Source organism: Lysinibacillus sp. FN11 (genome assembly GCF_024628845.1).
GTDB classification, from domain to species: domain Bacteria; phylum Bacillota; class Bacilli; order Bacillales_A; family Planococcaceae; genus Lysinibacillus; species Lysinibacillus capsici.
Genome location: NZ_CP102383.1, coordinates 566,799 through 579,989, shown reverse-complemented (window position 1 = coordinate 579,989; position 13,191 = coordinate 566,799). Strand labels below are relative to the sequence as shown.

The 13,191-nt window shown below is 37.4% G+C and carries 11 protein-coding genes and 2 pseudogenes; 4 read left to right on the top strand and 9 right to left on the bottom strand.

Going from position 1 to position 13,191, the window contains the following annotated elements; translation table 11 throughout:
• Positions 1–258: 258 nt before the first annotated feature.
• The 9 genes and pseudogenes from NP781_RS02695 to NP781_RS02650 form a co-directional block, all read right to left on the bottom strand.
• Positions 259–1,344: a BMP family lipoprotein gene (locus NP781_RS02695; protein WP_221682736.1), complete on the bottom strand. Its 1,086-nt coding sequence runs from the start codon at positions 1,342–1,344 to the stop codon at positions 259–261.
• A 53-nt stretch (positions 1,345–1,397) separates the two neighbouring features.
• Positions 1,398–2,124: pseudogene (locus NP781_RS02690) on the bottom strand (GntR family transcriptional regulator).
• Between the two features lie 199 nt (positions 2,125–2,323).
• Positions 2,324–4,553: pseudogene (locus tag NP781_RS02685) on the bottom strand (DNA translocase FtsK).
• Between the two features lie 213 nt (positions 4,554–4,766).
• Complete coding sequence (locus tag NP781_RS02675) at positions 4,767–6,434, bottom strand: ribonuclease J (RefSeq protein WP_004224952.1); 1,668 nt, start codon at positions 6,432–6,434, stop codon at positions 4,767–4,769.
• Between the two features lie 278 nt (positions 6,435–6,712).
• Complete coding sequence (gene dapA, locus NP781_RS02670) at positions 6,713–7,612, bottom strand: 4-hydroxy-tetrahydrodipicolinate synthase (RefSeq protein WP_257521310.1); 900 nt, start codon at positions 7,610–7,612, stop codon at positions 6,713–6,715.
• A gap of 13 nt (positions 7,613–7,625) precedes the next feature.
• Positions 7,626–8,663: an aspartate-semialdehyde dehydrogenase gene (locus NP781_RS02665; RefSeq protein ID WP_004224956.1), complete on the bottom strand. Its 1,038-nt coding sequence runs from the start codon at positions 8,661–8,663 to the stop codon at positions 7,626–7,628.
• Positions 8,664–8,745: 82 nt separating this feature from the next.
• Positions 8,746–9,336: a dipicolinate synthase subunit B gene (locus tag NP781_RS02660; protein WP_257521309.1), complete on the bottom strand. Its 591-nt coding sequence runs from the start codon at positions 9,334–9,336 to the stop codon at positions 8,746–8,748.
• Entirely contained in the window at positions 9,330–10,109 is a 780-nt protein-coding gene (locus tag NP781_RS02655; protein WP_004224963.1) for an NAD(P)-dependent oxidoreductase, read from the bottom strand. The genes NP781_RS02660 and NP781_RS02655 overlap by 7 nt, the downstream gene beginning before the upstream one ends.
• Positions 10,110–10,118: 9 nt before the next feature.
• Entirely contained in the window at positions 10,119–10,382 is a 264-nt protein-coding gene (locus tag NP781_RS02650; protein WP_004224966.1) for a YlmC/YmxH family sporulation protein, read from the bottom strand.
• A 142-nt stretch (positions 10,383–10,524) separates the two neighbouring features.
• On the opposite strand from NP781_RS02650, the gene NP781_RS02645 reads away from it, so the two are divergent.
• From NP781_RS02645 to NP781_RS02630, 4 genes are read left to right on the top strand one after another with little or no spacing between them, the layout of a single operon-like run.
• Positions 10,525–10,902, top strand: coding sequence for a GntR family transcriptional regulator (locus tag NP781_RS02645; protein ID WP_004224968.1), 378 nt, complete (start codon positions 10,525–10,527; stop codon positions 10,900–10,902).
• A gap of 1 nt (position 10,903) precedes the next feature.
• On the top strand, positions 10,904–11,746 hold the full coding sequence (locus NP781_RS02640; RefSeq protein ID WP_257521308.1) for an ABC transporter ATP-binding protein: 843 nt from the start codon (positions 10,904–10,906) through the stop codon (positions 11,744–11,746).
• Between the two features lie 2 nt (positions 11,747–11,748).
• Positions 11,749–12,375, top strand: coding sequence for an ABC-2 transporter permease (locus tag NP781_RS02635; protein WP_221682740.1), 627 nt, complete (start codon positions 11,749–11,751; stop codon positions 12,373–12,375).
• 10 nt (positions 12,376–12,385) lie between these two features.
• Positions 12,386–13,000 (top strand): ABC-2 transporter permease, encoded by a 615-nt coding sequence (locus NP781_RS02630; RefSeq protein WP_257521307.1) that lies wholly within the window; start codon positions 12,386–12,388, stop codon positions 12,998–13,000.
• The last annotated feature ends 191 nt before the right edge of the window (positions 13,001–13,191 follow it).

Genomic DNA, 13,191 nt, shown 5'->3' with positions numbered 1-13,191 from the left:
GAGGCTATATTTTATTACCGATTTAATATCCCACCTATAGAGGTAGATGTTTTGCTAAATTAATACAGGAAAGGTCATCGTTAGAAACCTTTCTTCTATTAACTTGTTACCATCATTATTCAAATCATAATTACTACCTCTATAAGGTTCCTATAAATCTAGCTAAATAGAGTATTGCGAATAATCTAAATATAACGATAGATTGAAAAATCATCATAAGGTCCTTCTAAGAGTCCCTTATGATGATCAAAAGATGAATTATTTTTCCACTTTTTCTGGAACTTTGATTTCACCCTTAGCAATTTTTTCTTTATATTCGTCGATTACTTTTTGTACATCTTCTGGAATCGCACCGCGAGAATCTGCAAGTTTAACGCCATCTTCAGCTAAACCATAAACAAGTGTTTCGCCACCTGGGAAATCACCATTTTTCGCTCTATTTGAAATATCTACAACTGCTGTATTAACACCTTTTAACATAGAAGTTAATGTAACGTTTGTTTTATCGTCAACTTTACCTTCTTCGTATTGGTCAGCATCTACACCGATAACCCATACATCAGCATTTGGATCTTTCGCTTTACGCTCTTTTGCTTCAGAGAATACACCGTTACCAGTTGCACCAGCAGCGTGGAAGATTACATCTACACCTGAAGAATACATGCTGTTCGCTGTAATTTTACCAAGATCTGCTTTATCAAACGCACCAGTATATTTTACTTGAATATCGATATCTGGGTTTACTGCTTTAGCCCCTTCAACGAAACCAGCGTGGAAACGGTTAATAACTGGAATATCAACGCCGCCTACGAAGCCGATTTTACCTGTTTTAGATGTTTTCGCTGCAGCAACACCTGCTAAGAAAGCACCTTCTTGCTCTTTGAACAGTACGTTTACTACGTTGTCTGCTTCTACTTCAGCATCAATTAATGCAAAGTGGCTATCTGGATTTTCAGAAGCAACTGCATCAATTGCATCAGCCATCATGAATCCGATACCAAATACTAAGTTAAAGTCACGACGAATTAAGTTGTTTAAGTTTGTTTCATAGTCAGCATCTGAAGCTGATTGTAGGTAGTCAAAACCACCATCACCTTTTGATAAATCGTGCTCTTTACCGTAAGCTTGTACACCTTCCCATGCAGATTGGTTGAATGATTTGTCATCAACGCCACCTACGTCAGTAACCATCGCTACTGAGAAAGCTTCTTCTGTGCTTTCGCCACCTGAAGCATTGTCATTTTCTTTCGCTGGCTTTTCATCGTCTTTCGTACCACAAGCACCTAAAATAGCACTTGCCGCTAATACTGATGTTAATACTAAACCAAATTTACGTTTTTTCATTTAATTAACCCCCCAAAGGTATTGTAATTAGCAGGAAAAAATTTAGAAATGTTCTACACCCGTTTACGAACTACATGGAAGCTGAATTTATCAGCTCGGAAATAATTTTTTGAATAGAGCACTACTTGATCATGATCATCATAATGCAATTGCTTTAACACTAAAAGAGCTGTCTCACGTCCACAATTTAAAATCGGTGAGGCTTGTTCATGATACCCAACTGGATCAATATAGGTTACAGCATAAGCTACATGAATTTTGCCAGATTGCTCAAGTGCAGAGAACAGTGAAACTTCTTTTTTCGACAAAGTCAGTAGGCAGGAAGCTTGCAGGTAGCCTGTCTATGCAGTATACTACTGGCTCACCATCCGCTGTTCTGACACGTTCAATCGTGAGTATTTTATCGTCGCCATCACTTTGGAAGCGTTTTAAATCTTCCTCAGAAGGCACATGCTCAGTCGCTTTTAAAAATTGCGAACCTGGCTCCATACCTGCTGCCTCGATCATAGAAGAAATACTAGATAAATGCTCGATGCCTGATGTAAACAACGGCTTCGGGTTGACAAAAGTCCCAACCCCATGTCGGCGCACAATCACATTTTCCTCTTCCAACAGTCGAAGTGCTTCTCTAAGTGTTGCTCGACTGACTCCTAGTGATTTCGATAATTCAAATTCTGAAGGCAGCTTTTCATTTTCTTTAAAAATGCCAGCCTCGATATCAGATTTTAAACGATCGATTACTTGAAGATAGAGATGACGATGATCTGCTTTAATAGTCACATATATCACCACCAAAATCAGAGATCAGACATCTGATGTACAACATTCCTACTAATCGTTCATAAATATAACATTTTTGCAGAATGAAATAAACAGTTTTGAGTAAAATCTGTTATAGAATTCATTCTTTCTTTATTTTATCTGCAAATATTTGGACAAAAACACAATTTCTCTCACCATTTTCATCTTCATTTTTTGCTTAGTTATCGTATTGGTGAACAAGTACTTGACGAGGCTTACTGCCCTCCGGAGGCCCAACAATACCGCGTTGCTCCATCTGGTCAACAATACGTGCAGCTCTTGAATAACCAATACGGAAGCGACGTTGAAGCATAGAGACAGATGCGGTTTGCATATTGACAACTAATTGGACTGCTTCATCATATAAATCATCTGTTTCCTCTAAAATGGTTTCTTCTTCAGTAGGAATCATCTCCTCCTGATACTGAGCTTTTTGCTGTTCTATAACAAAATTCACAACAGCTTCAACCTCTTGATCTGATAAAAAGGCACCCTGCACCCTTTTCGGTTTCGAAGCCCCGGCTGGTAAAAATAGCATATCACCACGACCCAGTAGGCGTTCAGCCCCACCCATGTCTAAAATTGTTCTTGAGTCAATCGCAGAAGAAACTGCAAAAGCAATTCTGGATGGAATATTTGCTTTAATGACACCTGTTAAAACATCTACACTTGGTCGTTGTGTGGCGATAATCAAATGAATGCCAGCTGCCCTTGCCATTTGCGCTAAACGTGTAATCGAATCCTCTACATCACTTGATGCAACCATCATCAAATCCGCTAACTCATCTACAATAACCACAATATAAGGTAGCTTTGGATGCTTTTCCTCTGTTTGATCATTAACCTTTTGGACATGTGCATTATAGCCCTCAATATTTCTTGTACCTGTATGAGAAAACAAATCATAGCGGCGTTCCATTTCAGATACCACTTTTTTCAGTGCTTGCGAAGCTTTACGTGCATCCGTTACGACAGGCGCTAATAAATGTGGAATCCCATTATAAACGTTTAATTCAACCATTTTTGGGTCTATCATCATGAGCTTCACTTCATGCGGTTTTGTACGCATTAGTATGGATACAACAATGCCATTTATGCAAACACTTTTCCCACTACCTGTAGAACCAGCTACAAGTAAATGTGGCATTTTATTGAGCTCTGCTAATACAGCTTGTCCTGTAATATCTCGACCAAATGCTACTTGTAATAATGCTTCAGGCTTAGCACCATCTTTCGATTCTAATACCTCACGAAGTGTTACAATGGCTACCTCACTATTAGGTACTTCTATACCAATCGCAGATTTCCCAGGAATTGGCGCTTCCATACGAATATCTTTAGCTGCCAATGCTAATGCAAGATCATCTTGCAAATTGACAATTTTGCTTACTTTCACACCGATATCTGGTAAAATCTCGTACTTCGTAACAGCAGGACCTAAATGCACCTGTGTCACCTTTGCCTTTACGCCAAAGCTTTGTAATGTCTGCTCAAGCTTTTTGGCATTTGCCTGAATCACTGAATATTCACCACTTTGATCATGTTGTGGAGGTAATTGTAATAAATTATATGATGGGAGCTGATAATCTGCATTTTCTACTGCATCTGTGCCCTGAATCTGGACATCATCCGATGCTTCTTCAAGTTCATTTTCCACCATGTGAGTTGTATCAATCACTTCTCTTTCCTGTGAAACATTCTGTGTAAAAGCAGAAATAATTGGTTCATGTGGTATTTCTTCTTCATGTTCAGGCATATCTATAGATTGATTAACAGCTGCTACTTCATCCCCACTCTCTATTCTTGAACGACGATTATTTGGTTTTTTCGGTGTATTTTTTTCTTATCACGATGCTTTTTTTCCATTTACCAAATATATCTGGCGTTTTTTCTGCTAAATAAGGCACTAATGCTTTACCAGTGACAAGAATTAAACCAATAAAGAAAATAACCCAAGCAACAACTTTTGCCCCCGAGGCTTCAAACAGCACATGAAGCCCACTAAATAGTAGGGCACCAATCATGCCACCCCCTAAAGCATTACTACGATGAATGATACCATCTGTATTAATCAAAATTCGCCATGATTCACGTAGCACAGAATCAGATAGTAGACCACCTGATTTGGATAGTTGTTCAAATAATATGCCATGACTAAAAATCGTTAAGCTCATAACAATGAGGAACATGCCAAGTATTAATCGATCCTTTATCCCAACTTTTTTACGACCAATCATCATTAACAATGCAACAAATATAAGCATAAATGGAACAGCAAAATGTAAATTACCAAAAAGGAACATGGCGATTGTTTGTAGAATCCGCCCGATCATGCCGTATTCAAAAATCATAATGACTGCTAATGCAATTAAGAGCAACCCTAATATTTCGTACATAAGCGGATGCATGTCTTTTTTTTCTGTTGTCGCTTTACTTTTAGTAACTTTTTTCTCTTACTAACTGCCATCAAATTCACCTTCTTCTGCAATCCATTCTATATATGTAGCGAATCATCACATGTAGAACTTGAATATTTCAAAAAAAGGATTTTCCACCGCAATTGGGAGAAAATCCTTTATCATTTATTTTTTCCTCAAAGCATATACGATGAGCTTGTTCAATTAATATTCCATAATAATAGGAATAATCATTGGGCGACGTTTTGTTTTTTGGAATAAATACGTATTTAGCGTATCTCTAATTTCTTGTTTTATGTTCGTCCATTCAAAGGTTTCTTTCCCAACGTACTTTTCAATCACATTCTTCGCAATGTCAGAAGCCTCAATCATTAATTCCTCTGATTCTCGTACATAGACAAAGCCTCGTGATAAAATTTCTGGCCCAGAGGCAATTTTCTTTTGTGCTCGATTTAATGTTACCACCACAATGAAAATACCATCCTGCGATAATAATTTACGGTCACGAAGGACAATATTACCTACATCGCCTACACCAATACCGTCAATTAAGACATTACCAGCTTGTACACGACCACTCATGCGCATTTTATTATTTTTATATTCTACGATATCCCCTTTATCAGCGATAAAAATTTGGGATTTTTGCATACCTAGCTGTTGTGCTAATTTAGAATGCGCAATTAGCATACGGTATTCTCCTTGTACGGGAATAAAGTACTTTGGTTGCATCAAGTTTAGCATCAGCTTTAAATCTTCTTGGCTACCATGTCCTGAAACATGGACATTTTTGCTAGAAGTCAAAATTTCAGCGCCTGCTTTTGACATAGAGTTCATTGTATTCGCCATTTGAACTTCCATGCCAGGAGAAGGTGTAAAAGTAATTAGTACCGTGTCACCTTGTTTAATTTTAATGTCACGATGGTGCTTACGGACAATTTTTTCTAAAGCATCGAGAGGTTCTCCTCTGTTGCCTGTTGCAATAATGATAATTTCATCATCTTGATATTTTTGCATTTCCGAGATCGGAATAATTGTATCTTCTTCGACTGTTAAATAACCAAGCTGTACGCCTAAATCAACTGCCTTTTCCAATGGTTTGCCCACAATTACAACCTTACGGAATGATTTTTGTGCTTGAGCAAATACTTGTTGAATTCGAATAAAATTCGATGCGTAAACAGCTACTAAAATACGACCTGGTGCTGAGTGGAATGTTTTTGATAATTGTTCTTCAATGACAATCTCTGATGTCGTATATCCTGGTCGCTCAGCTTCGCAAGACTCCGATAGTAAAATGAAAACGCCGTCTTCTCCTAGCTGTGCCATTTTTGCTAAATCAGGTTTAAATTTACCTGTCGCTGACTGATCGAATTTAAACTCTCCTGTATGAACAATCGCGCCTTCAGATGTATGGAACACTACCCCTAACGAATCGGGAATACTATGTGTTGTGTGGAAGAATGTTACATACGTTGAGTTAAAATTCATACGACTACGGTTTGTTACTTCAAAAAACTTCACTTGATGTGGTGCAGGTAATTCTTTTAAATGTTCCTTTGCTAATGCAATAGTTAATTTCGATCCGTACACAGGTGCCTTTATTTTTTGTAATACATAGGCAATAGAGCCAATTGCATCTTCATGACCATGTGTTAAGAAAATACCTTTCACACGTTCTTTATTTTCTTCTAAGTAAGTAATGTCAGGAATCACGATATCTATACCTAGCATTTCATCTTCTGGGAACATTAAGCCGCTATCCACCACAAATAGCTCTTCATCAATTTCTACTACGTACATGGCTTTCCCAATTTCGCCTACACCACCAAGAGGGATGATGCGGATTAATTCATTTTTCTTTTTTGTCAATTTATTTCCTCCTAAAAAATATCCCGAACAGCAACCACTTAACATTTATTATACGGTTTGCAAAGCTTTTGCACAAATTAAAAATACATGTTTCACGTTGGAAATAGATTTTCCTGCTATTTGCTTATTACTAGCAGTTGGAAAACAAATATTGGCTATCCTGTATAAATAGAGCTAAATAAGTATTTGTAAGGACGAGGAGTTACAAATTTGGTAAATACTTTTTATTTTATAAAATATAAAAAACGAGGCTGAAATGCTATCAGCCTCGCTGCTATTTATCTAAAACTTTTCGCTTTTTCTTGATACGTATCCCAAATTCGGTCAAAATTAGCTTTCTCTTCATCTGTCATTTCCATCATCGGCAAACGAACATTGAGTGTATCAAATCCTAATTTTGTCATTGCATATTTAATCGGTGAAGGGTTGGGCTGAGCGAACAGCGCACGTACTAAAGGTAATAAGGCTCGGTGAATTTGGGCTGCTAGCTGATGATTTCCTTCTTCAAACGCTTTAATCATTAATTGCATATCATTGCCTACCACATGGGCAGCTACAGAAATAACACCTGCTCCGCCAATGGCCATTAGTGGGAGTGTTAAACCATCGTCCCCACTATACACTAAGAAATCATCAGCTGGATCAACATTCTCAATAACATCACCCATCTGATCTAAGTTACCGCTCGCTTCTTTAATCCAAGCAATATTAGGAATCTTGCTTAATGCAACAGAAGTTTCATAGGCAACATTGACCCCAGTACGCCCTGGAACATTATAAAGCATAACAGGGAGACTCGTTTGTTTAGCTATGGTTTCAAAGTGAGCATAAATCCCACGTTGATTTGGCTTATTATAGTAGGGAGCTACGAGCATAATGCCGTCTGCTCCATTTTCTTCTGCCTTATGTGTCATTGCGATAGAGTAAGCTGTTTCATTATCCCCAGTACCTGCAATAACTGGTACGCGACCTGCTACTTTCTCAACTGTAAAGCGTACAACTTCAATTTTCTCTTCTGTAGACATAGTTGGGTTTTCAGAAGTCGTACCACAAGCAACAATACAATCAGTACCATTGTCTATTAAATGATTAATAATACGTTCTAGTTCTGGATAATTAATCGTGCCATCATTTTTGAACGGCGTAATCATTGCCGTTCCAATTCGACCTAAATTCATCCTTACACCCCTCTTATAGTAAGTTATCCTCAAGCATTGCTTCTGCAATTTGGATAGAGTTTAATGCGGCGCCTTTTAATAAATTGTCAGAAACGATCCATAGATGGAACCCTTTGCTGTTGTCTAAATCTTGACGGATACGTCCTACAAAAGTAGCGTCTTCCCCTTCTGCATAAATAGGCATTGGGTAAGTTTGTGTTGCAATATCATCTTGTAATACCACACCTGGTGCATTGCGTAATACTTCGAAAATCTCTTGGATTGACGCTTCTTTCTCTACCTCAATATAAACAGATTCAGAGTGACCTGAAACCACTGGCACACGAACACAAGTAGCAGCTACTTTTAGCTCTGGTGCATGCATGATTTTTTTCGTCTCATTAATCATTTTCATTTCTTCGTATGTAAATCCATTATCTGTGAATTTATCGATTTGTGGAATGACATTACGAGCAATTGGGTAATGACGTTTATCACTACCAGACGGTAAAATATTTGCTTCTACATCTTTACCTGCATCCCAGTTTTCGCTTTGTGCCTTTAATTCTTGGATCGCAGAAATCCCCGCACCTGATACTGCCTGATAAGTTGAAACGATTACTTTTGTTAAACCAAATGCATGACGAATTGGTTCAAGTGCAGCTACCATTTGAATTGTCGAACAGTTTGGATTCGCAATAATTCCCTTATGCTTCGCTAAGTCGCCTCGATTCACTTCAGGCACGACAAGCGGTACCTCTGGATCCATACGAAAATGGCTCGTATTATCAATAACTACTGCACCACGCTTAGCTGCTTCTGGTGCAAGCACAGCTGATACTGAACCACCAGCTGAGAATAAAGCGACATTGACGCCTTCGAAAGCCTCAGGTGTCGCTTCTTCAATTGTATATGTTTCCCCATTAAATTCGATTGATTTTCCTGCTGAACGAGCAGAAGCTAGAAATTTAATATGTCCAATCGGAAATTTACGTTTAATCAACTGCTCCATCATTTTCGATCCTACTGCACCTGTTGCCCCAACAACCGCAACTGTTAACTGCTTTGTCATCTGTCATCTCTCCTTGAATACATGTTCCATAATGTGTGCTATTGTATCACAAAAATACTGAAAATTGTGTGTAATCTCTTATTTATTTGAAATATTGTATCAACAGCGGTTGTAATTGCTTTTTCTGCGTAATTGCTGCATGAACAGTTTCCACCATTTGCTCAAAATCAGCAATTAAAGAATTTGGTTTGGAGTGAGGGGCATCCTGACCAAAGGGAATAAAATATATATTTTTGGCATTTAACAGTTTCATAATATTTATGCCATTTAAGCCTAGTGCATCGTTTGTGGAAATACCTAAAACTACAGGCGAACCATTACGCAAAGTTGCCTTTGCTGCCATTAACACAGGACTATCTGTTGCCGCATTAGCAAATTTACTTATGCTATTGCCTGTCATAGGGGCAATGACCATTGCATCTAATGGATTGGATGGGCCAAATGGCTCCGCCTCTTTTATAGAAGAAATAACTTTTTCTCCTGTCAAAGCTTCTATTTTGGCAATCCACTCTTCACCTGTACCAAAGCGTGTAGCTGCATGTAAAACGGAATGGGTAATGATTGGAATAACTGTTGCTCCGACATCAATAAAATTTTGGATTTTAGGTACTACATCTTCATACGTACAATGAGAAGCAGTAATACCTAAGCCAATTCGTTTCCCCGTTAACAATTTTCTTCCTCCTCTATTGCCTTGCACAATATTGTAGCAGCATCATGTGCAAAGTATTTCCCAGGCAATGATGGCAATAGTACATATGTTTGTAATTGATCAGAATCTATATCTAAACATCCTGGCTCTGATGCCAAGTCATATAAAACAGTTGGAACATGCTCTATAAATGACTCTGTAATCCATTTAGCAGGAATTGTATTAATAAAAATGCCATCTGTAATAGACCATTGGCGATCATCTAAATTCGTGGCTTTATAACCATATGCTTTTGCTTCACTCACTTGTACAACTGAACGTGCAACAATATGAACATTCGCTCCCATTTTAACTAGTAAAGAGGCGAGCATTTTTGCAATGCGACCAAAACCTGCGATTGTGAAATTTTGTCCGTAAATACATTTTTGCTCGAGCCCGTAAAACGTGGCGATAAATCCCTCCGCTGTTAATCGAGCATTTTGCCAAATAAATGATTCTTGTTGTAAATAGCAAATAGATTCATTTTTCTCTAGTAATTGCTTCCAATGCATTGTTAATCGACCTGTATAAAATTTCACTTGTGATATACCATAGAGCTGCTCAACTTCTATTTTTAATGGGAGAATAGGTAATACGATTTTATTAGGCTGGAATTCTAAAACAAGTTTATTTAACTCTTCGTTCCATACGGTCGTTCTTTTATAAAATACTGTTCTCGATGGACTTCTTAGCATTGTAGCTAGTTCCTTTAATCGGGAGTCCTCACCGATAACAAGCCATTTTTCGTTTTCCAAAAGCTCACCTCACTGTAAATATTCTGACTGTACTGTAGATGTCTTATTAAATAAAATACGATCTTCACCAATTAAAATAATTTCGTGCCAAGGTATCATTTCACTAACTTTCATTTTCTTTTTTTGGAATGGTAGTTTATCTTTCACAATTTCAAAACCATGTATTTTCCCTGTTTGCACATCTAATAGGCATTCTGTATGTGCCAGGATGCCAAAATGTACGCCACCCTCAATTTGAATTAACTCCTTATCCACCATCTCAGATAGTAGCATGCCTCATCTCCCTCCTTGAGCCGTTACCTCAATATATGCGGACTTTTTGCAAATCGTGACCCCTACCTAAAGTACGAATATGTTGCATTTTCACCGCCTTCTGTATATAGTGTATATATACAGTTATAAGAGGTGATGATTTGTGCATATCCATTTAAGTAATGCGAGTGAAAAACCTATTTATGAGCAAATCACCATACAGCTCAAAGAGGCTATTTTAGCTAATAAATTACAGGCTGGTGATGCACTACCGTCTATCCGCGCTTTAGCAAAGGATTTAAAAATAAGTGTGATGACCACTAAACGTGCCTATGCTGATTTAGAGCGAGATGGTTTCATTGAAACAGTCGCTGGGAAAGGGAGCTTTGTCACAGAACGAAATCAAGACTTTCTACGCGAGGAGCTATTACGGCAGGTAGAGGGACACTTGCAAAAGGCAGCAAAAATAGCGAAAACCGCTGGACTTTCTAGTGAAGAATTACAAGAACTACTATCTTTAATGTTAGAGGAGGATAAGTAATATGAATGCCATTGAAATTCATGATTTACATAAGGGCTTTGAAGGCTTTTTTCTAAAAGATATAAGTTTTTCCGTCCCTCAAGGCACTGTAATGGGTTTTGTTGGAGAAAACGGGGCTGGCAAATCAACAACGATAAAATGCATGCTGAATTTAATAAAAAAAGAATATGGCGAAATTTTGCTATTTGGCAAAGATCATGTCGAACACGAACTATCGATAAAAAACGACATCGGCGTTGTATTTGACGATTTACATGTACCAGAAACGCTAAATGCGACGCAACTCGACAAAATCATGAGAAAAGTATTTCAAACATGGGATTCAGACTATTATTTTGAAAGATTAGCTCAATTTAAGGTGCCAAAGAGGAAGAAGATTAAGGAACTATCACGAGGAATGAGGATGAAGCTATCAATTGCCTTAGCATTGGCACATCATCCAAAATTATTGATTTTAGATGAGCCCACAAGTGGATTAGATCCTATTATTCGGGATGAAATTCTGGATTTATTTTTAACATTTATGCAGGATGAAACACATAGCATTTTATTTTCTTCGCATATTACAAGCGATTTAGAAAAAATTGCTGACTATATTACGTTAATTCATAATGGTGAGATTTTATTGAGCGAGAGTAAAGATGCTTTATTATATGAATATGGTATTTTCAAAGGTAACAGTGAGGAAGTAAATGACTTGCCAGAGCATGCTATTCTGAGAACCCGTCCTGGTGCGTTTGGAATAGAAGCATTAGTTCTGAAAAATGAAGTAAATGAGGCTTTCAGACTTGAAAGACCTTCTATAGAAGATATCATGCTATTTTTCGTGAAAGGTAGTGTTTGAATATGGTAGGACTTATCCTAAAAGATTTAATGACCATTCAACGACAAATGAAAGCACAAGCATTTGTTCTTTTATTTCTTCTTGTGATGGCGATTTTTATGCAACAAAGCGCAATGCTTCTAGCTGTTATTGTTTTTATTGTTACGATACAAGCGATAACTGTGCTTAGCTACGATGAACACAGTAAGTGGGATAAATACGCTAATACTTTACCAATTTCTAAAGCGGATATCGTTTTTAGTAAATATATACTTAGTGTGATGTTAATGATCATCGGACTTGTTATGGCATTACCTATCATATTTTTCATCAATTTTTTTACCAATAACGACATTACTTCAGAATTTTTCCTAACGTTTAATTTGATTGTAACATCGGCGCTCTGTTTATTAGCCATATTACTACCTATCTATATTAAATTTGGCTCTATTAAAGGAAGAATAGTCCTCATTGCATTTTGTTTTATCCCTGGCTTCTTAACGGGGATGTTTAAAGAATATATCCCTGATATGACTCAAACCTTTTTATATTTAAAGCAATATGCCTATTTAGCACCTTTAGTCGGACTTATATTGCTCTGCCTCTCCTCTCTAGTTTCTACTGCTATTTATAAAAGAAAAGAGTTTTAGGAGGGATCTCATGCGAGCACTGTTGTTACAAAGAATCGTCGTACAAAAATGGACTATTCTTTTTACAATGATGATATGTTTACTTCTTCATTTTGTACATTTACCTTTTGTAGATAGTCCTTCTATTGGATTATTTGTTGTCGTTATTTCAGCCAACATCGTAGATAATTTATATAGAGGCGATCGTCAAGTAAAGTGGACAATGTATGTCAATACGCTACCTCTATCAAAGAAAACACAATTGCAATCCGATTTTTTATTTTGCTATGGCCTAATTGCATTGCTCTTTATTATCCTTGCGCCTACGTATTTCTCACAACCTGATGCATCTGAAAATTTTATAGAGCATCTTGCTATGTACTGTGCCTATATAAGTAGCGCCTCTTTCCTCATCTGTAGTCAATTTTATATTCAGCATCTTGATGAAACAAAAGGAATGCGGTCTGTTAGAATGCTTACAGCTATTGTGCTTATCATTCTGCTGAATTTTGTTATTCATTACTATTTATCACTAGTAGCTGCAAATTTAATTATCTTATTCATACCAACACTGGTTAGTATCCTCATCACTTTCCGTGTCTTTCAAAAATGTCTTTATTTATATATGGCAAAGGAAATTTGCTAAACATTCATCAAAAAATAGGCTACCTTATTTGGCAGCCTATTTTTAGTCGTGTTGAATAACAAAACAAAAGGAATGTCTTTCCGTTGCAGGCTACTTGCTTTCCTACGTGCATGCAGAGCCGCTTCCTTCGTTACCTCTCCGTTTAGAGGCTGACTTGTCTCGCTATCCCACGGGAGTCAGTTACCTTCCGC

Coding starts and splice junctions, on each gene's coding strand:
- NP781_RS02695 (WP_221682736.1), bottom strand. CDS start 1,344: ATGAAAAAACGTAAATTTGGTTTAGTATTAACATCAGTATTAGCGGCA.
- dapA (WP_257521310.1), bottom strand. CDS start 7,612: ATGAATTTAGGTCGAATTGGAACGGCAATGATTACGCCGTTCAAAAAT.
- NP781_RS02665 (WP_004224956.1), bottom strand. CDS start 8,663: ATGACAAAGCAGTTAACAGTTGCGGTTGTTGGGGCAACAGGTGCAGTA.
- NP781_RS02650 (WP_004224966.1), bottom strand. CDS start 10,382: ATGCTACTATCTGAGATGGTGGATAAGGAGTTAATTCAAATTGAGGGT.
- NP781_RS02640 (WP_257521308.1), top strand. CDS start 10,904: ATGAATGCCATTGAAATTCATGATTTACATAAGGGCTTTGAAGGCTTT.
- NP781_RS02635 (WP_221682740.1), top strand. CDS start 11,749: ATGGTAGGACTTATCCTAAAAGATTTAATGACCATTCAACGACAAATG.
- NP781_RS02630 (WP_257521307.1), top strand. CDS start 12,386: ATGCGAGCACTGTTGTTACAAAGAATCGTCGTACAAAAATGGACTATT.